At 72.8% G+C, this 21,006-nt stretch carries 22 protein-coding genes and 2 riboswitches; of the genes, 5 read left to right on the top strand and 17 right to left on the bottom strand.

The window, feature by feature from the left end; genetic code table 11:
* Positions 1 to 34 precede the first annotated feature (34 nt).
* The 6 genes from cobF to cbiE form a co-directional block, all read right to left on the bottom strand.
* The gene (gene cobF / locus CEW88_RS21640) at positions 35 to 787 is read right to left on the bottom strand and encodes a precorrin-6A synthase (deacetylating) (RefSeq protein ID WP_108970465.1); all 753 of its coding nucleotides are present in this window, start codon (positions 785 to 787) and stop codon (positions 35 to 37) included.
* 53 nt (positions 788 to 840) lie between these two features.
* Positions 841 to 1,515: an energy-coupling factor ABC transporter permease gene (locus CEW88_RS21635; RefSeq protein ID WP_108970464.1), complete on the bottom strand. Its 675-nt coding sequence runs from the start codon at positions 1,513 to 1,515 to the stop codon at positions 841 to 843.
* Between the two features lie 54 nt (positions 1,516 to 1,569).
* Positions 1,570 to 1,748, bottom strand: a riboswitch (cobalamin riboswitch).
* A complete protein-coding gene (locus CEW88_RS21630; protein ID WP_108970463.1) occupies positions 1,744 to 3,117 on the bottom strand; it encodes a cobyrinate a,c-diamide synthase in 1,374 nt (457 codons plus the stop codon). It overlaps the preceding riboswitch by 5 nt.
* Complete coding sequence (cobM, locus tag CEW88_RS21625; protein WP_108970462.1) at positions 3,110 to 3,919, bottom strand: precorrin-4 C(11)-methyltransferase; 810 nt, start codon at positions 3,917 to 3,919, stop codon at positions 3,110 to 3,112. The genes CEW88_RS21630 and cobM overlap by 8 nt, the downstream gene beginning before the upstream one ends.
* On the bottom strand, positions 3,916 to 4,284 hold the full coding sequence (locus CEW88_RS21620; protein ID WP_108970461.1) for a cobalamin biosynthesis protein: 369 nt from the start codon (positions 4,282 to 4,284) through the stop codon (positions 3,916 to 3,918). Before CEW88_RS21620 ends, cobM begins: the two co-directional genes overlap by 4 nt.
* Positions 4,281 to 5,495: a precorrin-6y C5,15-methyltransferase (decarboxylating) subunit CbiE gene (cbiE, locus tag CEW88_RS21615; RefSeq protein WP_108970460.1), complete on the bottom strand. Its 1,215-nt coding sequence runs from the start codon at positions 5,493 to 5,495 to the stop codon at positions 4,281 to 4,283. Before cbiE ends, CEW88_RS21620 begins: the two co-directional genes overlap by 4 nt.
* On the opposite strand from cbiE, the gene CEW88_RS21610 reads away from it, so the two are divergent.
* Positions 5,494 to 6,249, top strand: a complete 756-nt coding sequence (locus CEW88_RS21610) for a cobalt-precorrin-6A reductase (protein ID WP_108970459.1) — start codon at positions 5,494 to 5,496, stop codon at positions 6,247 to 6,249. The genes cbiE and CEW88_RS21610 overlap by 2 nt on opposite strands.
* On the opposite strand, the gene cobJ is transcribed toward CEW88_RS21610, so the two are convergent.
* From cobJ to CEW88_RS21575, 7 genes are read right to left on the bottom strand one after another with little or no spacing between them, the layout of a single operon-like run.
* The gene (gene cobJ, locus CEW88_RS21605; RefSeq protein ID WP_108970458.1) at positions 6,222 to 6,974 is read right to left on the bottom strand and encodes a precorrin-3B C(17)-methyltransferase; all 753 of its coding nucleotides are present in this window, start codon (positions 6,972 to 6,974) and stop codon (positions 6,222 to 6,224) included. The two genes, CEW88_RS21610 and cobJ, sit on opposite strands and share 28 nt — an antisense overlap.
* On the bottom strand, positions 6,971 to 7,750 hold the full coding sequence (gene cobI, locus CEW88_RS21600; RefSeq protein ID WP_108970457.1) for a precorrin-2 C(20)-methyltransferase: 780 nt from the start codon (positions 7,748 to 7,750) through the stop codon (positions 6,971 to 6,973). The genes cobJ and cobI overlap by 4 nt, the downstream gene beginning before the upstream one ends.
* Complete coding sequence (locus tag CEW88_RS21595) at positions 7,747 to 8,376, bottom strand: precorrin-8X methylmutase (protein WP_108970456.1); 630 nt, start codon at positions 8,374 to 8,376, stop codon at positions 7,747 to 7,749. Before CEW88_RS21595 ends, cobI begins: the two co-directional genes overlap by 4 nt.
* Entirely contained in the window at positions 8,376 to 9,524 is a 1,149-nt protein-coding gene (locus tag CEW88_RS21590; protein WP_254694588.1) for a cobalamin biosynthesis protein CobG, read from the bottom strand. The genes CEW88_RS21595 and CEW88_RS21590 overlap by 1 nt, the downstream gene beginning before the upstream one ends.
* Positions 9,521 to 12,847 carry a cobaltochelatase subunit CobN gene (cobN, locus tag CEW88_RS21585; protein WP_108970455.1) on the bottom strand — a complete coding sequence of 1,109 codons (3,327 nt, stop codon included), beginning with the start codon at positions 12,845 to 12,847 and terminating at the stop codon, positions 9,521 to 9,523. The genes CEW88_RS21590 and cobN overlap by 4 nt, the downstream gene beginning before the upstream one ends.
* Before the next feature lie 12 nt (positions 12,848 to 12,859).
* The gene (gene cobW / locus CEW88_RS21580) at positions 12,860 to 13,918 is read right to left on the bottom strand and encodes a cobalamin biosynthesis protein CobW (RefSeq protein ID WP_108970454.1); all 1,059 of its coding nucleotides are present in this window, start codon (positions 13,916 to 13,918) and stop codon (positions 12,860 to 12,862) included.
* A gap of 2 nt (positions 13,919 to 13,920) precedes the next feature.
* Positions 13,921 to 14,334, bottom strand: a complete 414-nt coding sequence (locus tag CEW88_RS21575; RefSeq protein ID WP_108970453.1) for a DUF1636 family protein — start codon at positions 14,332 to 14,334, stop codon at positions 13,921 to 13,923.
* 90 nt (positions 14,335 to 14,424) lie between these two features.
* Positions 14,425 to 14,638: riboswitch (cobalamin riboswitch) on the bottom strand.
* A 38-nt stretch (positions 14,639 to 14,676) separates the two neighbouring features.
* Here CEW88_RS21575 and cobO point away from each other — a divergent pair.
* Complete coding sequence (gene cobO / locus CEW88_RS21570) at positions 14,677 to 15,288, top strand: cob(I)yrinic acid a,c-diamide adenosyltransferase (protein ID WP_108970452.1); 612 nt, start codon at positions 14,677 to 14,679, stop codon at positions 15,286 to 15,288.
* Positions 15,289 to 15,292: 4 nt separating this feature from the next.
* Here the strand turns inward: cobO and cobD are convergent, their stop codons facing one another.
* The 4 genes from cobD to CEW88_RS21550 are packed head-to-tail and all read right to left on the bottom strand — an operon-like array spanning position 15,293 to position 18,631.
* Positions 15,293 to 16,309: a threonine-phosphate decarboxylase CobD gene (gene cobD / locus CEW88_RS21565; protein ID WP_108970451.1), complete on the bottom strand. Its 1,017-nt coding sequence runs from the start codon at positions 16,307 to 16,309 to the stop codon at positions 15,293 to 15,295.
* Positions 16,310 to 16,314: 5 nt separating this feature from the next.
* Positions 16,315 to 17,256: an adenosylcobinamide-phosphate synthase CbiB gene (gene cbiB, locus CEW88_RS21560; RefSeq protein ID WP_108970450.1), complete on the bottom strand. Its 942-nt coding sequence runs from the start codon at positions 17,254 to 17,256 to the stop codon at positions 16,315 to 16,317.
* Positions 17,253 to 18,047, bottom strand: a complete 795-nt coding sequence (locus CEW88_RS21555) for a propanediol utilization protein (protein WP_254694587.1) — start codon at positions 18,045 to 18,047, stop codon at positions 17,253 to 17,255. The genes cbiB and CEW88_RS21555 overlap by 4 nt, the downstream gene beginning before the upstream one ends.
* Entirely contained in the window at positions 18,044 to 18,631 is a 588-nt protein-coding gene (locus CEW88_RS21550) for a histidine phosphatase family protein (RefSeq protein ID WP_254694586.1), read from the bottom strand. Before CEW88_RS21550 ends, CEW88_RS21555 begins: the two co-directional genes overlap by 4 nt.
* A gap of 52 nt (positions 18,632 to 18,683) precedes the next feature.
* Here CEW88_RS21550 and cobU point away from each other — a divergent pair, with 52 nt between their 5' ends.
* The 3 genes from cobU to cobS are packed head-to-tail and all read left to right on the top strand — an operon-like array spanning position 18,684 to position 20,987.
* Positions 18,684 to 19,214: a bifunctional adenosylcobinamide kinase/adenosylcobinamide-phosphate guanylyltransferase gene (gene cobU / locus CEW88_RS21545; protein ID WP_108970448.1), complete on the top strand. Its 531-nt coding sequence runs from the start codon at positions 18,684 to 18,686 to the stop codon at positions 19,212 to 19,214.
* Positions 19,198 to 20,214, top strand: a complete 1,017-nt coding sequence (cobT, locus tag CEW88_RS21540) for a nicotinate-nucleotide--dimethylbenzimidazole phosphoribosyltransferase (protein WP_108970447.1) — start codon at positions 19,198 to 19,200, stop codon at positions 20,212 to 20,214. Before cobU ends, cobT begins: the two co-directional genes overlap by 17 nt.
* Complete coding sequence (gene cobS, locus CEW88_RS21535; RefSeq protein WP_108970446.1) at positions 20,211 to 20,987, top strand: adenosylcobinamide-GDP ribazoletransferase; 777 nt, start codon at positions 20,211 to 20,213, stop codon at positions 20,985 to 20,987. The genes cobT and cobS overlap by 4 nt, the downstream gene beginning before the upstream one ends.
* Positions 20,988 to 21,006: the final 19 nt, after the last annotated feature.

The raw sequence follows: 21,006 nt of genomic DNA, 5'->3' as shown, positions 1-21,006 counted from the left end.
AAGGGCCGGGATCCGGTCGTCGGACACGCAGGCGTCAGTCTGCGCCGTCCGCGGAGGCACGGCGAAGCAGGTAGGTGTCCATGATCCAGCCATGCTTCGCCCGCGCCGTCTGCCGCAGGGCGATGATCTCCTGCGCGACCTCGGCCAGCGGGCCGGAGCGGAGGATCTGCGCCGGGCTGCCGAGGTAGGCCCCCCACCAGATGTGCAGCCCCTCGGCAGGGAGCCCCGCGAAGCTGCATTCCCCGTCGAGCATCACCACCACGGTCTCCTCGCTCGAGGGCCAGCCCTGCGCGCGGAGGCGCCGCCCGGTGGTGAGTTTTACCGCGCCGTTCACGCTGTTGAGCGGGATCGCATGGGCGGCGGTCAGCGCCTGGATCGCGGTGATGCCGGGGACCACCCGCAGCCTCGGGGGCGGCAGCAGGCGCCCGGCGATGCGCAGCGTGCTGTCGTAGAGCGCGGGATCTCCCCAGACCAGCAGGGCGACCGGCCCCTCCGGCGCGCCGTGCAGCGCCGCGATCCAGCGCCGGGCGATCTCGTCGTGCCAGGCGGCGACGCGCTCGACATAGGGAAGCGCCGGATCGCGCACGGGGTAGGTGAAGGTGCGGATCTCGGCGTTTGTGCCCGCGGCCTCGAGGATCACCTGGCGCAGTGCCCGGAGGTCGTCTTTCGCCTCGCCCTTCAGCGGCAGCAGGATGACCGCCGCGTCGCGCAGCGCCTGCACCCCCTCGAGGGTCACATGGCCGGGGCTGCCGGTGCCGATGCCGACAAGCCAGAGGTCCTGGATCATGGAGTTGTCCTTGCGGTGGGTGCCCGGCCCCGCTCTGGGGACCGGGCGCTTGGTCAGGCGGTATAGAGCCTTGGCGCGAAGAGCCGGCCGAGCCCGGTGTCGCGCAGCGATTTCGCGGCGGCAAGCGCGGCGAGATCGGCCAGCGGCTCGATCAGCAGCACCAGCATGTAGGCGCCGCCGAAGGTCAGCACCGCGCCGAAGGTCTCGGCCGAGACGCCCTGGCCGTAGAAGACCCAGAAGGCGACCCAGGCGACGACCCCGGCCTGGAACACACCCGAGAGCTTCAGCACGTCGGCATAGCGCAGGTCCACATAGGCCGTGTCGGCGGGCACCACACGACGGGCGAGCGCCGCGGTTGCAAAGAGCGGCACCAGAAGCGTGGTGACATTGACGAAATACATCGGCAGGTCGCTGGGCGCGAAGAACAGCCCCTGCACCAGCAGACCCAGCGCCAGACCCATCGCGGCGGGCGCGGTGCCGAGCAGCAGGAAAAGTGTCGAGCCGAGGATGAAATGCACCTCAGAGACACCGACCGGGAAGTGCGGCAGCACCTCGAAGAAAACGAAGGTGCCAACGGCGGCCATCAGCGTGCGCGCGGCGAGCGAAACGAGATTGCTGCGCGCCGCGTCCTCTGCGGCGAGCTTGGCGGTATAGCCCGCGGCGCCTGCCGCGGTGACGGCGGCGAAGGCAAGTTTGGCGCCGTCTACGACGCCGGGTTCGATATGCATGATATTTCCTTTACGTGTGGCTGCCCCACCGGCAGCGAAATTGCCCCTGAGGGCGGGAAAGGGGGTCGCATGGCAGGTTTCCTGACTCGCGGATCGTCGCGCCTCGGCCCTTCCCGGCATGCCTGCCAGTGGATCTTCCTCGGCGCTCCTCGCTTACAGTTGCGGGGGCAGTCCGGGCCTCTCACCCGGTTCCCTTGCGTCCCGTGCGGGACACCATGCGGGGTCGGCTCAGCGCCGTGCTTTGGTCTGGATGCGCGCCTCCTCTTGTGCTTGTGCGCGGGGGGCAGACGGCTCCTCCGCCGAAATCAGGTGAAAGAAGGTTCCCGTGACCTGCCCGCGCCGCGAGCCGGTCTCGGCCACCGGGGCGCCATCGGCATCGGCGACCTCGGCCAGCGGCGGGTCGGGTTGCTCCAAAATGGTGGAGTAATGGAACTCATGGCCGCGCAGCGCCGCCCCGGCGTCGAAGCCCGGCATCGGCGCGCGCAGCACCGCGCGGCGATAGCCCAAGTGAAACTTGCGGGTCTCGTAGCTGGTGACGAGGCCCAGCAGGCCCGCCATTTCGTGCCGCCTGCCGCCTTTGTCGATCAGCCCCGCGCCAAGGGCCATGTAGCCGCCGCACTCGCCGTGGACGGGGCGCGTCTCGGCATGGCGGCGCAACCCGGCGCGGAAGGTGTCGGCGGCGGCAAGGCGCCCGGCGTGCAGTTCGGGGTAGCCTCCGGGCAGCCAGACCAGATCGGCCCCGGCGGCGGGCGGCTCATCGGCGAGCGGCGAGAACGGCAGGACCTCGGCCCCGGCGGCGCGCCAGCCTTCGAGAAGGTGCGGATAGGTGAAGGAAAAGGCCGCGTCCTGCGCCAGCGCGATGCGCTGCGCCGGGGGTCTGGGCAGGGCTGGCGCATCCTCGGGAAACGGCCCGCCCGCCGCGGCGGTGCGGAGCGCGGCAAGGTCCACGTGCTCGCGCAGGAAGGCGGCATAACCGGCGATGGCGGCTTCGAGGTCCGGATGCTCCACGGCCTGAATGAGGCCAAGGTGCCGCTCCGGCAGGGTCAGGTCGCCGCGCCGGGGCAGCACGCCGAGCACCGGCAGCCCGGCGCGCTCCATCCCGAGCCGCGTGAGCCGCTCGTGGCGGGGCGAGGCAACGCGGTTGAGGATCACCCCGGCGAAGGGCAGATCGGGCATGTACTGCCGGAACCCCAGCGCCGTTGCGGCGGCGGATTGCGCCTGACCGCCCACGTCGAGCACCAGCACCACCGGCCAGCCCATCGCCCGCGCCGTCTCGGCGCTGCTGCCAAAGCCCTGCTGACCGCGCGTGGCGACCCCGTCGTAGAGCCCCATCGAGCCCTCGGCGAGGCTGATGTCCGCCCCCGCCGCCTGCGCCGCGATCGCCTGCCAGAGGTGTGGTCCCATGGCCCAGCCGTCGAGGTTGAAGCTTGGCCGCCCGCTGGCGGCGCGGTGGAAGGCCGGGTCGATGTAGTCGGGGCCGGACTTGAAGGGCTGAACCGCCAAGCCGTCCTCCGCCAGCGCCCGCAGCAGCCCCAGCATCACCGTGGTCTTGCCGGTGCCCGACGAGGGCGCCGAGACCAGAAGTCCGGGAACCTCAGCCATCGGTCTGCGCCTCCTGCTCGGGGGTCCAGCCACTCCACGGGCTCTCGGCGCTTTGCGGGCGGTAGCGGCGGTCGTAGTCGGCTGCGTAAAGGCAGCTCTCGTCAAAGCCCTCGCCCGCCAGCGCCGGGCCGACGAGGATGAGCGCGGTGCGGGTGATGCCCGCGCCGAGCTTGCCCTCGATGTCCGACAGCGTGCCGCGCAGGATCACCTCGTCGGGCCAACTGGCGCGGTAGACCACGGCGACGGGGCAGTCCGCGCCATAGGCGGGGGAGAGATCGGCAACCACCCGCGCGATGTTCTGGATCGACAGGTGGAGGGCCAGCGTCGCGCCGGTGGCGGCGAAATTGGCCAGCGTCTCGCCCTCGGGCATCGACGAGGCCCGGCCCGGCGTGCGGGTCAGCACCACCGATTGCGCGAGGCCCGGCAGGGTCAGCTCGGCGCCGAGCGCGGCTGCGGCGGCGGCGAAGGCAGGCACGCCGGGGGTGACCGAGACGGGGATGCCGAGCGCCTTCAGTCGGCGCATCTGCTCGCCCATCGCCGACCAGACCGAAAGATCCCCCGAATGCAGCCGCGCCACGTCCTGCCCCGCGTCATGGGCGAGGCGGATCTCGGCGATGATCTGGTCGAGGTCCAGCGGCGCGGTGTTGACGATCCGCGCGCCGGGGGGGCAATGGCCAAGGATCGCCTCGGGGACCAGCGAGCCGGCGTAGAGGCAGACCGGGCAGCGCGCGATGATGTCGCGGCCGCGCAGGGTCAGCAGGTCGGGCGCGCCGGGGCCGGCGCCGATGAAGTGAACGGTCATGGATCGGGTCCTTCTGCCAGCGCGCAGCTGGCCATGCGGTCAGAGGAAATCACGCGCGCGCCAAGCAGACGTGCGCCCGGCCCGGCGGCGCAAAGGGCCGCGGCCTCGGCGACCGAGCCGGTGGCGCGTTCGGCGCGCACGCGGGGGGAGTCGGTTGCCGTGCCCTGCGCGGAGAGCTGGCAGGCCGGGACGCCAGCGACCGGCAGGCCGAGAGATCCGGCCAGGGCACGCAGGGCGGGGGCGTCTGCCTTGTCCTTGGCCGTGGCGAGACAGCCCGCCTCCCGCCCGGCGCGGGCCCGGTCATAGGCGTCGCGCAGGCTGGAGGCGCCCGCGCCCTGCCGGAATCCGAAGCCCGCGACGATCATGTGACGTGGCTCCATTGCACGATGGGATAGGCCGCCTTCCAGCCGCGTCTCGGGCCGAGAGGCTGGGCGGACGACAGCGCGAGGCGCAGCAGCGCGCCGCCGCGCCGCGCCTGCGCCTCAGTCAGCAGCGCCTCGGACTCCAGCGTCACCGCGTTGGCGACGATCCTTGTGCCCCCGGGAAGATGCGTTTCCAGCCAGTCCAGCAGGTCCCGGGTCAGGCCGCCGCCGATGAACACCGCGTCGGGGCGTTCGAGGTGCGCCAGCGCCGTGGGGGCAGAGCCTTCGACCACCCGCAGCCGGTCGGCGCCGAGCCGGGCGGCATTGGCGGCGATCCGGGCGGCGCGCTCCGGGCGCGGCTCGACAGTGCTGGCGTCGAGCGTGGGATCGCAGAGCAGCCACTCGATGCCGATCGAGCCCGAGCCGCCGCCGATGTCCCAGAGGTGCTCGAAGGGGCGCGGGGCGAGGGCCGAGAGGGTCAGCGCGCGGATGGGCTGCTTGGTGATCTGGCCGTCGCTCTCGAACCAGCCGTCGGGGCGGCCGGTGGCGAGGGGCAGCACCGCGCCCTCTCCGGCCACCGCGACGGCGGCACAGACGGGGTGGCTGAAGCTGCGCGCTGGCAGAGCCTCGGCGCGGGCCTCGGTGCGCCGCTCGCGGGGGCCGCCGAGCGCTTCCATAACGGTGATCCCGGAGGCGCCGAAGCCTTCGGCGGCAAGGTAGTCCGCCAGGGCGCGCACCGCCGCGCCGTCCCGCAGCAGCACCAGCATCCGCCGTCCCGGCGCAAGCCGCGGGCGCAGCCGCGACAGCGGCGCGGCATGCAGGCCGAAGCACTGGACGCTTTCCAGCGGCCAGCCCATCCGCGCGGCGGCGAGCGAGAAACTCGAGCGGCCCGGAAAGGCCTGCCATTCATCGCGTTCCAGCTGCCGCGCCAAGACCGCGCCGGCACCGAACCAGAAGGGATCGCCCGAAGCCAGCACCGCAACCCGCTGCCCGCGCAGCGCCAGGAGCTGCGGAATTCCCTCGGCAAAGGGCACGGGCCAGGCGATCCGCCTTGCGCCCGCCTCGGGGAGCAGCGACAGGTGCCGTTCGGGCCCCATGACGATGTCGGCTGCCGCGAGCGCGGCACGGCTTGCGGAGCAGAGCCCGTCCGGGCCATCTTCGCCGAGCCCGACGATCGACAGCCAGGGGACTTCAGACGTGACAGCCTCAGACATGGAGCCGAACCTTCTGGTGCTCGGCGGCACCGCCGAGGCGGCGCGGCTCTGCCGGGCGCTGGCCGGGGCGGGGCTGCGCGGCACGGTGTCGCTGGCCGGGCGCGTGGCCAGTCCGGCGACGCAGGCGCTGCCGCTGCGCATCGGCGGTTTTGGCGGGGTCGAGGGGCTGTCGGGCCACCTGCGGGCCGAGCGCATCACCCATGTGATCGACGCCACGCACCCTTTCGCGGCGCAGATGAGCGCCAATGCCGTCGCGGCCTGCCGGGCGGCGGACGTGCCGCTGATCGCGCTCACCCGAGCGCCCTGGGAGGAGACCGCTGCCGACCGCTGGATCCGGGTGCCGGACATGGCGGGGGCTGTCGCCGAGCTCGCCGGTCCGCGGCGCCGCGTGATGCTGGCCGTGGGCCGCACGCATCTGGCGGACTTCGCTGCACAGGCGCAGCATGCCTACCTGCTGCGGCTCGTTGACCCGCCCGAGGCACCTCTGGATTTCCCCGATCATCACGTGGTGGTTGATCGCGGCCCCTTCGGTCTCGAATCCGACCGAAGGCTGATGCGGGAGCACAGGATCGACCTCGTGGTCTCGAAGAATTCCGGCGGCAGCGGCGCCTTTGCCAAGATCGCGGCGGCGCGCGAGCTGGGCCTGCCGGTGATCATGATCGACCGGCCCGCCATCCCGGCGCGGCGCGAGACGCATGAGGTGGAGGGGGTGCTGCGCTGGCTCGATCATGCGGGCACCGACCTCGGGGTGTAGACGAACGCCGCGCCATCACGGGCGATGATCCGCGTGGTCGAGGCCCCGACAATGACCACCGTGCGCATGTCGGCCATCTCGGGGGTGCAGCGATCGAGGCGGACCACGCGGATCTCTTCCTCCGGGGTCGAGACGGCGCGGGCAAAGATCACCGGGCGGGCATCGCCGCAGGCCTGCTGCAGGACGTTCAGGGCTTTTGCGAACCCCTCGGGCCGGGCCATGGAGCGCGGGTTGTAGAAAGCCATGGCGAAATCGGCCTCGGCGGCGAGGCGCAGGCGCTTTTCGATCAGCGACCAGGGCTTGAGGTTGTCGCTGAGGTTGATCGCGCAGAAATCATGCCCCAGCGGCGCGCCCGTGCGGGCGGCGGCGGCGAGCATCGCGGTGATCCCGGGCAGCACCGCGATGTCGAGCGCGCGCCACTCCGGCGGGCCCGCCTCGACCGCCTCGAACACCGCGGCCGCCATGGCAAAGACCCCGGGATCGCCCGAAGAGACCACGACAACCGAGCGGCCGGCGCAGGCCATCTCGAGCGCGTGGCGGGCGCGGTCCAGCTCGACCCGGTTGTCCGAGGCATGCAGCGTCAGGCCGGGGCGCGGCGTGACGCGGGCGACATAGGGGATATAGCCGACCACATCTGTCGCCTCGGCCAGCGCGGCGTTGACCTCGGGGGTGACCAGTGCCTCCGATCCGGGGCCGAGCCCGGCGATGACCAGCCGTCCGCTCATGGCCGCCGCCCCTGTCCGTGCACCAGGACGATGGAGAAATAGGGGGTCACCCGGCCCTCGGCCTCCGACAGGCGCTGCACCGACTGGCCCGGCATGGCGGCGTGTTCCACCAGCCAGGCCTCCTCGAAGCGCCCGGCGGCGCGCAGGGCGCGGCGGACCTTGTCGATGTTGCGGCCGATTTTCATGATCACCAGCGCGTCGGCATTGCGCATCTGCCGCACCAGCTCGGCCTCGGGCAGGGTGCCCATGAGCGTGCTCATCACGTCGTCGCCCCAGGTGATCGGCAGGCCGGTGGCGCACCAGGCGGCGGCCATGCCGGGGATCGCCGGGATCACCTGCAGCGGCGCATGGCCCTTGAGCCGGGTGAAGAGATGCATGAAGGAGCCGTAGAAGAACGGGTCGCCCTCGGCGAGCACCAGCACCTCGTGGCCCGCCTCCGACAGGGCGCGGAGCTTCGCGGTGCAGCCCTCGTAGAAGGCCGAGAGCAGCGCGTTGTAGCGCGGATCGGTGAGCGGAATCTCGGTGGTCACCGGGTACTCCATGGCGATCTCGATCACGTCGGGGCGCAACATCCCCTCGACGATGCGCCGGGCCTGCCCGGGTCGCCCGGCCTTGCGGAAGTAGGCCACGTGACCGGCCTTGCGCAGCAGCCGGTCGGCGCGCACCGACATGAGGTCGGGATCGCCGGGGCCAAGACCGACGCCCCAGATCGTGCCCTGCCCCTGCGTGCCTACCTCTGCGCTGGCCTCTGCGCGGATTTCCCCCCGAGCGTTCATTCGGCGCGGCTCGCGATGGCGTTGATCGCCGCGACGGTGATCGCGCTGCCGCCAAGCCGCCCCTCGACGATGCAGCAGGGCACGGGCTGTGCCTGCCAGAGCGCGTCCTTGCTTTCCATCGCGCCGACGAACCCCACCGGGCAGCCGATGATCGCCGCCGGGCGCGGGCAGGCCGGATCCTCGAGCATGTTCAGCAGGTGAAAGAGCGCCGTGGGGGCATTGCCGATGGCCACCAGCGCACCCGCGAGCTGGGGCCGCCAAAGCTCGAGCGCCGCCGCCGAGCGGGTGGTGCCCATGGCGCGGGCCAACTCGGGCACGCTGGGGTCGCGCAATGTGCAGAGCACCGGGTTGTCGGCGGGCAGGCGCGGGCGGGTGACGCCCTCGGACACCATCCGCGCATCGCAAAGGATCGGCGCGCCCCGCGCCAGCGCGGCGCGGGCGGCGGCGGCGAAGCCCTCGGAGAAGCGGATGTGCTGGTCGAGCCCGACCATCCCCGCCGCGTGGATCATCCGCACCGCGATGGGCTCCTCGTCGGGCGAGAACCGCGCGAGATCGGCCTCGGCGCGGATCGTGGCGAAGCTCTGGCGGTAGATGGCCGCGCCATCCTTTTCGTAGTCATAGGGCATCAGGGCTGTCCCGATAGGAGGGTGGGAAGATCGTCGAGTTGTGCGGGAGACAGGCCGGTGCGGGCGGGGGTGTCCCAGGGCGCGCCATGTTCCACGAGGTCGAAGCCGCCCTGCCGTCCCACCAGCGTGACATCGGCGGCGCGCGGCAGGGCGCAGCCCTTGGCGCAGCCCGAGACGTGCAGCGTGCCGCGCACCTTTGGCGCCAGCCGTGCCGCGAGCGCGCGGGTGGGCACGGTCGCCTGCGGGCAGAAGGGGGCGCCCGGGCAGGCGTGGGCGGTCAGGAGCGTGCTGCCGGGGGCGGTGACGAAACCGGGGGCGGCGGTGTCGGCGTGGCCGCCGCGCAGGCAGAGGAGCCGCCCGGTCATCAACCGCACCGCCCGCGCGCCGCTGGCTTCGACTAGCTCCGCGAGCACGCTGGCCTCCATGCTGCCGAAGGGCACGCCAAGCAGCCGGTCCCCCTCCATGCCACCGGGTTCAGGGCAGGCCCCCGGCGCGCGCGGTGCGGTGCCCCGCCATGTCTGCGGAAGCGAGACCTGCCGCAGATGCCGCGCCATGCGCCCTGCCTCGGGGCCGCCGGTGGCGACGAACCAGCGGGCCAGCTCGGCAAGGGCGTCCATCGCGCCCGCTTCCGAAACCGCGCGCCCCGTCGCCGCCCCGTCGGCGCGCAGCAGCAGCGCCCCCGCCGGGTCCAGCTCGAAGCGGAAATCGGCAGACCCCGAGGCAAGCTGCCCCTGCGGCCCGGTGTCGAGCGCAAAGCCCATCTTGGCGGGCAAGGGCGGCAGCGCGGGCAGGGTCTGCAGCAGCGCCGCGTGAAGCCGGTCGGTCAGATCGCCCGCGCGCCAGCCCGCGGGCATGAGGATATTGCGCCGCGCCTCGACCGCCGGGTCGGCGTCGATCAGCCCGAGCGCCTCCAAACCCTCCAGCAGCGCGGGGAAGGCGGCCTCGGGCACCCCGCGGATCTGCAGGTTGGCGCGGGAGGTCAGCTCCAGCGTGCCGTTGCCATGGGTCCGCGCGAGATCGCAAAGCGCCAGCGCCTGCGCGTCGCTCAGCTCGGCGCGGAACGGGCGCACCCGCACCACCAGCCCGTCGCCCGAGAGCATCGGGCGGTGCGCGCCGGGGCACCAGCCCTTGACCAGCGGGGCGCTCACGACCCGTCCTCCAGCGCGGCGATCACCGAGTTCCGGCGGCTGTCCCAGAGCCCGGCCTCGCGCAGTGCGCGGAAGCGTTCGAGCATCGCCGTATGGGCGCCGGGGTTGGCGCCGCGCAGGAAGGCCTCGGTTTCGGGATCGCCGAGCGTCGCCGCATGATAGAGGTCGAACAGATGCCCGCCGACCGCCCCTGCCAGATGCGCGAAGGCGGCCATGTGCTCGAGCGTCGCGGCCATCTCGGCGGCGCCGCGGAAGCCATGGGCGCGCATTCCGGCGATCCAGCGCGGGTTGGCGGCGCGGGCCTGCACCACGCGGGCGATCTCTTCGGGCAGGGCGCGGGCGCGGGGGCGCGCGGGGTCGGTGCTGTCGAGATGGTAGAGCGCGGCCTGCCCGCCGGTCGTGGCCTGTGCGGCGGCAAAGCCCGCCTCATGCGCGGCGTAGTCGGCGGCAAGCAGCAGGTCGGTCTCGGGCAGATCCTGAAGGTGCACGAAGGCCTCGGCCTGCGCGACGCGGGCGCGAATCCCGGCCGCGTCGCGGGTCGCGCCCGCGCCGTCCAGTGCCCCGTCCAGCGCCCAGGACGAGGCGGCGAGCCAGGCCTCCCCGGCGGTGCGTCGGGCCTCCTGATCGTAGCTGTCCAATGCCGCCCCCATGCCCAGCCCGAAGCTGCCCGGCGCCGGGCCGTAGACCCGCGCGCCCGGCGCGGTCCCGGCATAGGGGTTCCACTCCGGCGCCTCGTCGCGCGCCGCCAGCGCGGCGACCGCCGTCGCGAAGAGCCCCGAGAGCGTGGGGAAGACATCGCGGAACAGCCCGGAGACCCGCAGCGTGACGTCGATGCGCGGGCGGTCGAGCTCGGCGATCGGCAGCACCTCGAGGCCGCTGACCCGCGCCGAGCCCTCGTCCCAGACCGGCCGCACGCCCAAGAGGTGCAGCGCCATGGCGAATTCCTCGCCGGCGGTGCGCATGGTGGCCGACCCCCAGAGATCGACGACCAGCCCGCGCGGCCAGTCACCGTGATCCTGCAGGTGGCGGCGCATCAGCTCTTCGGCCAGCTTCACCCCCTGCGCATGGGCGGCGCGGCTCGGCACCGCGCGCGGGTCGGTGGTGTAGAGGTTGCGCCCGCTCGGCAGCACGTCGCGCCGCCCGCGCCAGGGCGACCCCGAGGGCCCCGCCTCGATCCGCCGACCATCGAGCGCGGCGATGAGCGCGGCCCGTTCGGCCTGCGCCGAGGCAAGGATCTCCGGCTCGGTGCAGCCCGGTGGCGGGCGGCCCCAGACGTGCAACCCGGCGCCAAAGCGGCTTTCCTTGATGTCACAGACGAAGCGGTCGATGCGGGTGATCGCCTCGGCGGTGGAGGCGGCCTCGCCGAGCCCCAGGTCGGCCTCGACGCCGCGGGCGCGGGCCTCGGCGCGGATGTCGGCCTGCAGTCGGTCGCGGCGGCGCGGGTCGAGCCCGTCGGCGGTGGAGAACTCGTCGAGCAGGCTTTCCAGGTGGGTCAGCCGGTCGGGGATCTCGCTCGCGGCGAGCGGCGGCGGCAGATGGCCGAGGGTGAGCGCGCCGATGCGCCGCTTGGCCTGTCCCGCCTCGCCCGGATCGTTGACGATGAACGGATAGAGCACCGGCAGCGCGCCGGTCAGCACCTGCGGCCAGCAGGTCTCGGAGAGGGCGACCGCCTTGCCGGGCAGCCATTCCAGCGTGCCATGGGCGCCGATATGCACCAGCGCGTCGGCGCGGCGCTGCAGCCAGAGGTAGAAAGCGACATAGGCATGGCGCGGCACCCGCGCGAGATCGTGGTACTCGCCCGCGCGCGCCGCCGGGGTGCCGCGCTCGGGCTGCAGGGCGATGAGGCAGGGGCCAAGTTCCAGCGCCGCGACCCGGAAGGCGTCGCCGTCGATCTGCGCGTCCGCCTCGGGCGCGCCCCAGGTGGCGGTGATCTGCTGCCGAAGGCGCTCCGGCAGCTGGGCCAGCGCCGCGCGGTACTCCGCCAGCGGCAGCCGCAGGCTGCGGTCCTGCAGCGCCGTCTCGAGATCGGCGCCCGCCTCGGGCACCGCGTATCCCGCCGCGCGCAGATCCTCGAGGATGGCCCGCGCCGAGGCCGGGGCGTCGAGGCCGACCGCGTGGCCGAGGTTCCAGTCCTTGCCGGGGTAGGTCGAAAGGATCAGCGCCACCCGGCGCTCGGCCGCCGGCTGTGCCGCCAGCCGCAGCCAGCCCATGACCCGGGCAACGGCGGCGGCGATCCCCGGTCCGTGAGGGCGGTGCAGGGTGCGGGCGAATTGCAGCTCCGGGTCTCGCTCTCCGTGCGCCTTGAACGAGACAACCCCGGCCAGAAGCCGCCCGTCGACCTCGGGCAGCACCACGTGCATGGCCAGATCGGCGGGGGAAAGCCCCCGGTCCGCCGCGCCCCAGGCCTCTTCGGTGGAGGTTGCGAGCGCCACCTGGAAGACCGGCACGCCCGCGGCGTCGAGCGGCGAGCCCGCCGCGCCGCGCCCGCTGAAGGCGGTGGCGCTGACGATGGCGTCGGGGCAGAGCCTGGCCACGGCCTCTTGCAGCGCCGCCGCCGCGCGGGGCGCTTTCAGCGAGGGGGCGAAGAGCCCGACCACCTCGCAGCCCTCGGCCCGGAAGGCCGCGAAGAGTGCCGCGATGGGGGCAATGTCCGCCGCCACCAGGTAGGCGCGGTAGAAGACGAGGAGAATCCGTCGCCCCGTCTTCTCTTTCCAAATGCGCCGGGGCGCGCGAGGGGCGGCGCTCCTCGGCTCATCAAGTGGTTCGGGCCCGGTTTCGGGGGTCCAAAGGCCCACCTCGGGCAGGGCGCGCGCGCCGCGCACCGGGGGCGCGCCGAGGCCCGAGGCTAGCGCCAGTTGTGCCAGCGCCGCCTGCGCCGCGGCGGGGCCGCCGGTGTCGCAGAGCCGGGCAAGCTGGCGCAGGGTCGAGAGCGGCAGGGTCGAGACCTCGTCGAGCCGCGGATCGGGGCGGCCGTCGGCGGGCAGCACGGCAAGGGCGATCCCCTGCCGCTGCGCCAGCGCCTGCAGCTGCAAGAGCCCGTAGTCCCAATAGGGCAGCCCGCCGATCAGCCGCACGAGGATGCCCCTCGCGCCCGCAAGCGTGCGCTCCACGTAGGTGTCGACCGACAGCGGATGGCGCAGCTGCGCGAGGTTGGCGAGCCGCAGCGAGGGCAGGCTTCCGCCGCTCTGGTGCCAGGCTTCCGCGAAGGCCCCGAGGTCGCTGTCGGAGAAGGACAGCACCACGAGATCCGCCGGATCCTGCATCAGGTCCGTCGGGGTCTCGAGGTCCTCGAGCCCGTGGCTTTCGCGGAAGACGACGTGCATCTGCGGTGCGGCCTAGTGGGCCGGATCGAGCACTGCGCGGCTCAGGGCGGCGCGGATCTCGTCTTCGCGGATGTCATCATGCTCGGCGATCACCACCAGCCGCCCGGCGCGGGTCTCGCCCGGCTGCCACATACGGTCGAACTGGTGCCGCACCCGCACGCCCACGGCCTGCACAAGCAGGCGCATCGGCTTGCCCGAGACCGCCGCATAGCCCTTCACCCGCAGGATGTTGTGGCTGCGGGCGAGCCCCTCGATGGCGCGGACCAGCTGCGCGGGATCGGCGAGTTCGGGAAGGTCGACGGTGATCGACTCGAACTCCTCGTGGTCGTGGTCATGCGGGGTGTCGTGGTGGCTGGGCCGGGCGGCGAGGTCGTCCTCGGCGGCGGCGCCGAGCCCGAGGATGATCCGCGGGTCGACCACGCCTTCTGCCACTTCGACCACGGGTATCGGGCGCGGCGCCTCGGCGGCGATGACCTCGCGGGCACGGGCCACGCCCTCGGCGCCGGCAAGATCGGGCTTGGTCAGCAGCACGATGTCGGCGCAGGCGATCTGGTCCTCGAAGACCTCCGACAGCGGCGTCTCGTGATCGAGGCTCTCGTCGGCGGCGCGCTGCGCGTCCACCGCCGCGACGTTGGGGGCGAAGCGGCCCGCTGCGACCGCCTCGGCGTCGGCGAGCGCGATGACCCCGTCGACGGTGATGCGGGCGCGGATCTGCGGCCAGTCGAAGGCCTGCAGCAGCGGCTTCGGCAGCGCGAGGCCCGAGGTCTCGATCAGGATGTGGTCGGGGCGCGGCTCGAGCGCCAGCAGCGCCTCGATGGTGGGGATGAAATCGTCGGCCACGGTGCAGCAGATGCAGCCGTTGGCCAGCTCGACCACGTTCTCGGCGGGGCAGTCCGGGATCGCGCAGCCGCGCAGGATCTCGCCATCGACGCCGACGTCGCCGAATTCGTTGACCACCACCGCGAGCCGCCGCCCGCCCGGGTTGCGCATCAGGTGGCTGACGAGGGTGGTCTTGCCCGAGCCGAGAAAGCCGGTGATCACAGTGACGGGGAGTTTTGTAAGATCGGCCATGTTCAGCGGTCCTGTTGCTTGGGCGCGGGGGTAAGCGGGGGGATGCGGGCGACGCAGTTGCGTTTGAAATGCTCGGGGCGCTGGCGCCAGGGGATCACCCCGTCGGGCGCCGCGTGGTATTGCGCGGCCCCTGCAAGCAGCATCTCGGGATGCGCGGCCTCGTCGACGTTGGCGAAGACATAGGTCCACTTCTCCGCCCCGCCGCGCAGCGCGACGGTGCAGCCGAAATCGCAGTTCTGCAGGCAGTCGGTGGCGGTGATCCGCACCCCTTCGGGGCGGTCGAGCGCGGTGATCTGGTCAAAGAGCGCCCGGCCGGGGCGCCGCGCGTCCTCTGGGGTCACCCCCGCCCGGCGGCAGGTCACGCAGACCAGCAGTTCGGTGTCACTCTCCTGTCGCGTGTGCGCGCAGTCCATCATTCGTGTCGCCTCGTCCATTGGGCGCACAGGGGTAACGGCGGAATGGATCCCGGGCATGGGAACACCCCGACACCGGCACACCCCGTCCGGTCTCAAAAGTCATGGCTGGCAGGTCTCCCGGCTCACGGACTTCAGGGCGTTTGGCCCAGCAGGCGCTCTGCCTTCCCAGCCTGATGGCCAGTGGCTTTCCGAGCGCCCTTTTCCGTTCACGGTCGCGGGGGCGGCTGTGCCTGACCGCGATCACTCGCGGCTGCACATTCCCTTTTCACCCGTTTACACGGGCACCAGCGTGGGGTCAGATCGCCCGGAAATCCGACCCCTGTCAAGACCGGAGAGAGCAGCATGAACGATGAGACCAACACCCGCCACGCGGAAAAGATGAAGAAAATCAAGGCTGCGCGGGACCGGATGATGGCCGGGAAAACCGCTGAAAAGGGCCTCATTCTCGTTCACACCGGCGCCGGGAAAGGCAAGTCGTCTTCGGGCTTCGGGATGATCCTGCGCTGCATCGCCCATGGCATGCCCTGCGCCGTGGTGCAGTTCATCAAGGGCAACTGGGTCACCGGCGAGGCGAAGATGATCCGCGAGAAATTTGCCGATGAGTGCCGCTTCTTCGTCTCGGGAGAGGGCTTCACCTGGGAGACGCAGGACCGCGCGCGCGACATCGCGGCGGCGCAGCGCGGCTGGCAGATCGCGCAGGAACAGATCCTCGATCCCGAGGTGCGCTTCGTGCTGCTCGACGAGATCAACATCGCGCTGCGCTACGGGTATCTGGATATCGACGAGGTGGTCGGCTTCCTGCTCGAACGGAAACCGGAGATGACCCACGTCTGCCTGACCGGGCGCAACGCCAAGCCCGAGCTGATCGAGGCGGCGGACCTGGTGACCGAGATGACGCTGGTCAAGCACCCGTTCCGCGACGGGATCAAGGCGCAGCAGGGCGTCGAATTCTGAGCGCTCAGAGTGCGGAAAAGGCGGTCTCGAGCTGTGCCCAGCGGTCCGAGGGCGGCAGGCCGAGGCGGATCCAGCGCTCGGAATAGGGGAAGATGCGGGTCCAGACGTGGCTCAGGGCAAGGCGGTTCTGCGCTGCCAGCGCGTCCGGGGCGGCGTAGGTGCGGAACAGCGGCGTGCCGCCGACCAAAGCCCAGCCGGTCCCCTGCGCCAGAGCGTCGAGCCGCGCGGCGTCCCTGGTGAGGCGCGCGTTGGTCTCCGCCTGCCACTGGCGGTCGGCAAGCGCCGCCGAGGCGATCTCGATCGCCGGGCCCGAGACCGGCCAGGGCCCCGCAAGCTCGGCCAGCCGGTCGCCGAGCGCGCCCTGCGCCAGGGCGAACCCCAGCCGCAGACCGGCCAGCCCGTAGAACTTGCCGAAGGAGCGCAGCACGATCACGTTCGGCAAGCCTCCGTCGAGGCGCGGCGCGATGGAGCGCCCGGGCTCGGGATCGGCAAAACTCTCGTCCACCACCAGCAGCCCGACCCGCGCCGCGAGCGCGCAGAGCGTCTCGGGGTCGTTATGCCGCCCGTCGGGGTTGTTGGGGGTCACCACCACGGCGATATCGGCGCCGTGAAGGGCCGCGAGGCGGGTTGCCTCGGTCACCTGCCAACCGCCCGCGCGCAGCGCCGCCGCATGCTCGTTGTAGGTCGGCCCCAGCACCGCCGCCCGTCCGGGCGCGCGCAGCGATGGCACCATCTGGATCGCCCCCTGCGCGCCATTGACCGGCACGATGCGCGCCGGGCAGGCATAGGCGGCGCGCGCCGCGGCGATCAGACGCGCAATCTCGGTGCGGCGCGGCAGCTCGGCCCAGGCCTCGGCCGGGATCTCCGGAACCGGGTAGGGGTCGGGGTTGATGCCGGTCGAGAGATCCAGCCAGCTCGCGCGGTCTCCGCCGAAGCGCGCCATGGCGGCATCGAGGTTGCCGCCATGATCCCTGGAGGGGCCGGCGGGCGGGGCGAAGGGCGGTTCGGGCAGGGTGTCCATGGCGCTCACTCGAACAGGACCAGCGCGGCGAGCGCAAGGGCACAGAGCGCCATGGCCCGGCGATAGAGGCGCAGCGCGCGGCTGAGACCCTGCGGCGTCGGATCGGGGGCGCCGGCGTTGAGCCAGGGCTCCTCGGCGATCCGTTCGCCATAGACGCGCGGCCCCGAGAGACGGACATCCAGCGCCGCGGCCATGGCGCCCTCGGGCCATCCCGCGTTGGGCGAGCGGTGCTTGCGCGCATCGCGCCCCATCACCCGAAGCGCCGCGGGCAGGCGGCGGCCGCTGGCGAGGGCGAAGAGCACCCCGGTGAGCCGCGCCGGGAGCCAGTTGGCCACGTCGTCGAGCCGGGCCGCGACCTTGCCGAAGGCCTCGTAGCGGTCGTTGCGATGGCCGATCATCGAATCGAGCGTGTTCACGGCCTTGTAGGCGGCGATCCCCGGCAGACCCGCCACCGCCCCCCAAAAGAGCGGCGCGACGATGCCGTCCGAGCTGTTCTCGGCGAGGCTCTCTGTCGCGGCGCGGGCGATCCCCGCCGGGTCCAGCTGTGCCGGGTCGCGCCCCACGATCATCGAGACGGCGTGGCGGGCAGCTCCGAGGTCGCCCCGCGCCAGCGGTGTGGCGACGGCGGCAACATGCGCGTGCATCGCGCGCAGGGCGATCAGCGGCCAGGCGAGGACCGCGCCGAGGAGGCTGCCCGCGACGCTGTCCGGCAGCAGCGCCTGCACGGCAACGCCGGGCAGCGCGGCAAGGGCGACGGTCGACAGCGTGGTCAGCGCCCCGAGCCAGAGCCTGCGCCTCCGGTTGCCCCGGTTGAGCCGCCGCTCGAGCGCCGAGATCCCCTTGCCCAGCCATGTCACCGGATGGCCGATCCGCGCGTAGAGCCGCTCCGGCCAGCCCAGCAGCAGATCGAGCACCATCCCCCCCAGCATCATCAGCGCAAAGCTCATGCCGCGCCCGTCCCGAAGGTCAGCACGCCGGTGAGCCCGGCCTCGGCCAATGCCGCGGCGCCCTGAGCAGGCAGGGTGCCGGGCGCAAAGATCAGCCCCCGCGCCGAGCCGGTGTGGGCGCGCAGCCAGCCAAGCGCGCCAAGCTCCCGCGCCAGTTCGGGCAGCGGGTCGGACAGCGCAAGGCAGGGGCTGCGCCGCGCCGTGCATCGCCGCGCAGACGCACTGGCAAGGCGCGCACAGGCGGGCAGGTCGCCCCGGGTGACGGCGGCGTCCCATGCGTCGACCAGATCGGCGATGTCGTCGAAATTCTCGTCCCCGGGGTCGGTGCGATGCGGCGCGCCCCAGAACCCTCCGAGGATGTGGCAGGCGGGCGGCGCGGGCATTTCGCGCAGGATTCGCCCCTCGCGCGAGGCCCAGAGCAGGGCGTCCGGCCGGGGGAACATCAGCGGATCGCTGGCGCCCTCGACGGCGAGGCAGGCCGCGGCGAGGCGCTCGGCGCTGACAGTGACACCCGCGGCGCGGGCCAGGGCGACAAGCGTCGCGGTGGAGGCCCCGGCGCCGCCTCCGAGCGGGGCGGTCCGCACCGTGCCGGGAAAGCGCGGCGCGATCCCGAGCTGCGCGGCGAAACTTGCGAGCTGGCCGCGGGAGAAGGGCAGTTCCCCTTCTCCGGGGGCGCGGACCGTCAGGGCCGGGCAGCGGACGGTCACCAGGGCGACGGGGCCGCCCTTGCCCATGCGCCCCTGAATCCACTCGCCGAAATGGCCCTCGACGCACACCGGGGTCCAGCTCATGTGCGGCCCGCCTCGATCACCGAGAAAGGCCCCTCAGCGCCGCAGCGCAGGCGGGTGACCGAAAGATGCGCGATCTCGAATGCGAGGCCCGCGTGCTGGGACCCGGTCACCTGCGACAGCGCCGCGCGGATCACCCCGGCGTGGACCACCAGCACCACCGGCGCGGCGTCCTGCGCCGCCTGCCGCCCATAGCTCAGCAGCGCCGGGCGGACGCGGGCGCAGAGGCCGGCAAAGCTCTCGCCGCCGGGCGGGCTCCACTGTGCCAGCGCGGGGCCGTCCATCGGGCCGAGATCGGGCAGCTCGGCGTAGGGCCGCCCGTCATGCGCGCCGAAATCCTGCTCCCAGAGCACCGCATCGGGCACCGCCGCGCGCTCGGGCCAGAGCGCCTTGGCGGTCTGCAGGCAGCGCCGCGCGGGGCTGCTGACGAGAGCGCCCGGCGCGGGCAGCGCGGCGCGCAGGGCCGCGATCTGCGCAGGCTCGATCCGCGCCGCAAGATCGGTGCGGCCACAGAGCCTGCCGGGCTCGGCAATCGGTGCGTGGCGGATCAGGATCAGCTCTCCGGAGCCGGGTGTTTTGTGCTGCAACGGCCTGCTTGCCTCTTCCCTTTTGGCGACATTGATGCTTTCCCATGCGGAAATGACAAGGTCGATACTCATCACGGGCGGGGCACGGTCAGGCAAGTCGACGCTTGCCGAACGCAGGGCGCTCGCCCCCTGTGGACGGGCGATTTATATCGCCACCGCAGAGATTCACGAGGGTGATGAGGAAATGGCCGCGCGCATCGCAGAGCATCGTTCGCGGCGGGGCGCCTGCTGGCAGGACCTGCATGCGCCCCGCGATCTTGGCGCCGCGCTGCGCGCCAGCGACGGCGATCTGCCTCGGCTTGTCGATTGCCTGACGCTCTGGTTGACCAACCTGCTGCTTGCCGAGGCGGACTGGCGCAGCGCGGTGCAGGCGCTGGTGCAAGAGATCGCGCGGCAGCGCGCCCCGGTGATTTTCGTGACCAATGAAGTCGGGGCGGGAATCGTCCCTGAGAACCGGCTCGCCCGCAGCTTCCGCGATGCCGCGGGCTGGATGAACCAAGCCGTGGCCGAGGCCTGCGACGAGGTCTGGCTGGCGGTGGCGGGCTACCCAGTGAAGGTGAAACCGAATGAGCATTCTTTCTGACATCCCCACGCTTGCGGCCATCGCAGATTTGGCCGGGACGCTGCCCGGGGCCGACGCGGCCGCGGCGCAGGCCGCGCGGGACCGGCAGGCGAGCCTGACCAAGCCGCCGGGATCGCTTGGCCGGCTCGAGGATCTGGCGGTCTTCATGGCCGGTTGGCAGGGGGCCGAGCGCCCAAGGCTGGACAAGGCGCAGGCACTGGTCTTTGCCGGCAACCACGGGGTCTGCGCGCAGGGGGTGAACCCCTTCCCGCAGGAGGTCACCGCCCAGATGGTTGCCAATTTCGAGGCCGGGGGCGCGGCGATCAACCAGCTCTGCCGCGCCGCGGGGGCCGAACTGTCGGTGGTGGCGCTCGACCTCGACCGGCCGACGGCGGATATCACCGAAGCCCCGGCGATGACCGAAGCCGAGACGCTGGCCGCGATGCGGCGCGGCGCCGAGGCGGTCGCGGGCGACGCGCAGGTGGTGATCCTCGGCGAGATGGGAATCGGCAACTCGACCATTGCCGCGGCGCTGGCCTGCGCCAGTTTCGGCGGTGATCCAGAGGGCTGGATCGGGCGCGGCACCGGTTCGGACGAGGCGGGCCTTGCGCGCAAGGCGGGTGCGGTGCGCCGCGCCTGCGCGCGCCACGCCGGGGCGCAGGGGCTGGGCATTCTCGCGGCGCTCGGCGGGCGGGAGCAGGCGGCGATCTGCGGCGCGCTGCTCGAGGCGCGGGCGCGGCGCATCCCGGTGATCCTCGACGGGTTCATCTGCACCGCGGCGACCGCGCCGCTCTTCGCCGCCAATCCGCGGTTTCTGGAGCATTGTCTCGTCGGCCATGTCAGCCGCGAGCCCGGCCACGCCCGGCTTCTCGAGGCCATGGGCAAGACGCCGGTGCTGGCGCTCGACATGGCGCTTGGCGAGGGCTCGGGGGCGGCGCTGGCGCTCGGCGTGCTGCGCGCGGCCTTGGAGTGCCACAACGGCATGGCGACCTTTGCAGAGGCCGGGGTCTCGGGCGGATGAGCCCGCTTCGCGCCCGGCTGCGCGAGCTGCAGGTGGCGGTGATGCTGCTGACGCGGCTGCCCGCCGGGCGGATCGCGGGGGATGCGCCCTCGCTCGCCGCCGCCCGCTGGGCCTTTCCGCTGGTGGGCGCGCTGGTCGGGCTGATCGGCTGGGCGGCCTTTGCGGCGAGCTTGGCGCTGGGGGGCGCCCCCCTGCTGGCGGCGGCGCTGGGGGTGGCGGCGCAGGTGCTGGCGACCGGCGCGCTGCATGTCGATGGGCTGGCGGATTTCGCCGACGGGATCGGCGGCGGGCGCGACCGGGAGCATTGCCTCGAGATCATGCGCGACAGCCGCATCGGCAGCTACGGCGTGATGGCGCTGATCCTTGCCACCGTGCTCTGGGGGGCGGGGCTGGCGCAACTCGGGCCGGAGGTGGGGTCCGCCGCCGGGGCGGTCTGGTTCGTGCTGATCGGTATGGTCAGCCGCGCCGCGATGGTGGGCCTGCAAGAGCTGCTGCCCCCCGCCCGCGCCGATGGGCTGGGGCGGCTCGCCTCGGGCCGCAGCCGGGCGGCGCGGGCGATGGTGCTGGGCCTCGCGCTTGTGGGGATGGCGCTGGCGGGCGGCGCAGCTCTCGTGCTGGGGCTGCTCTGCTGCGGCGTGGCCGGAACGCTTGGCTGGCTCGCCCGGCGCCGCATCGGCGGCGTGACCGGCGATGTGCTCGGGGCGGTACAGCTTGTCTCCGAGGTGACCTGTTGGGTGGCATTGGCGCTGCTGCTGGCCCCCTGGGCGCCCTAGCGCGCGGGGGGATTTTCAC

Origin of the sequence: Alloyangia pacifica, assembly GCF_003111685.1 — a bacterium.
Classification (GTDB): domain Bacteria; phylum Pseudomonadota; class Alphaproteobacteria; order Rhodobacterales; family Rhodobacteraceae; genus Salipiger; species Salipiger pacificus_A.
This window is presented reverse-complemented; position numbering and strand designations above follow the sequence as displayed.

Coding starts and splice junctions, on each gene's coding strand:
- cobF (WP_108970465.1), bottom strand. CDS start 787: ATGATCCAGGACCTCTGGCTTGTCGGCATCGGCACCGGCAGCCCCGGC.
- CEW88_RS21635 (WP_108970464.1), bottom strand. CDS start 1,515: ATGCATATCGAACCCGGCGTCGTAGACGGCGCCAAACTTGCCTTCGCC.
- CEW88_RS21630 (WP_108970463.1), bottom strand. CDS start 3,117: ATGGCTGAGGTTCCCGGACTTCTGGTCTCGGCGCCCTCGTCGGGCACC.
- cobM (WP_108970462.1), bottom strand. CDS start 3,919: ATGACCGTTCACTTCATCGGCGCCGGCCCCGGCGCGCCCGACCTGCTG.
- CEW88_RS21620 (WP_108970461.1), bottom strand. CDS start 4,284: ATGATCGTCGCGGGCTTCGGATTCCGGCAGGGCGCGGGCGCCTCCAGC.
- CEW88_RS21610 (WP_108970459.1), top strand. CDS start 5,494: ATGGAGCCGAACCTTCTGGTGCTCGGCGGCACCGCCGAGGCGGCGCGG.
- cbiE (WP_108970460.1), bottom strand. CDS start 5,495: ATGTCTGAGGCTGTCACGTCTGAAGTCCCCTGGCTGTCGATCGTCGGG.
- cobJ (WP_108970458.1), bottom strand. CDS start 6,974: ATGAGCGGACGGCTGGTCATCGCCGGGCTCGGCCCCGGATCGGAGGCA.
- cobI (WP_108970457.1), bottom strand. CDS start 7,750: ATGAACGCTCGGGGGGAAATCCGCGCAGAGGCCAGCGCAGAGGTAGGC.
- CEW88_RS21595 (WP_108970456.1), bottom strand. CDS start 8,376: ATGCCCTATGACTACGAAAAGGATGGCGCGGCCATCTACCGCCAGAGC.
- cobN (WP_108970455.1), bottom strand. CDS start 12,847: ATGCACGTCGTCTTCCGCGAAAGCCACGGGCTCGAGGACCTCGAGACC.
- cobW (WP_108970454.1), bottom strand. CDS start 13,918: ATGGCCGATCTTACAAAACTCCCCGTCACTGTGATCACCGGCTTTCTC.
- CEW88_RS21575 (WP_108970453.1), bottom strand. CDS start 14,334: ATGATGGACTGCGCGCACACGCGACAGGAGAGTGACACCGAACTGCTG.
- cobO (WP_108970452.1), top strand. CDS start 14,677: ATGAACGATGAGACCAACACCCGCCACGCGGAAAAGATGAAGAAAATC.
- cobD (WP_108970451.1), bottom strand. CDS start 16,309: ATGGACACCCTGCCCGAACCGCCCTTCGCCCCGCCCGCCGGCCCCTCC.
- cbiB (WP_108970450.1), bottom strand. CDS start 17,256: ATGAGCTTTGCGCTGATGATGCTGGGGGGGATGGTGCTCGATCTGCTG.
- CEW88_RS21555 (WP_254694587.1), bottom strand. CDS start 18,047: ATGAGCTGGACCCCGGTGTGCGTCGAGGGCCATTTCGGCGAGTGGATT.
- cobU (WP_108970448.1), top strand. CDS start 18,684: ATGACAAGGTCGATACTCATCACGGGCGGGGCACGGTCAGGCAAGTCG.
- cobT (WP_108970447.1), top strand. CDS start 19,198: ATGAGCATTCTTTCTGACATCCCCACGCTTGCGGCCATCGCAGATTTG.
- cobS (WP_108970446.1), top strand. CDS start 20,211: ATGAGCCCGCTTCGCGCCCGGCTGCGCGAGCTGCAGGTGGCGGTGATG.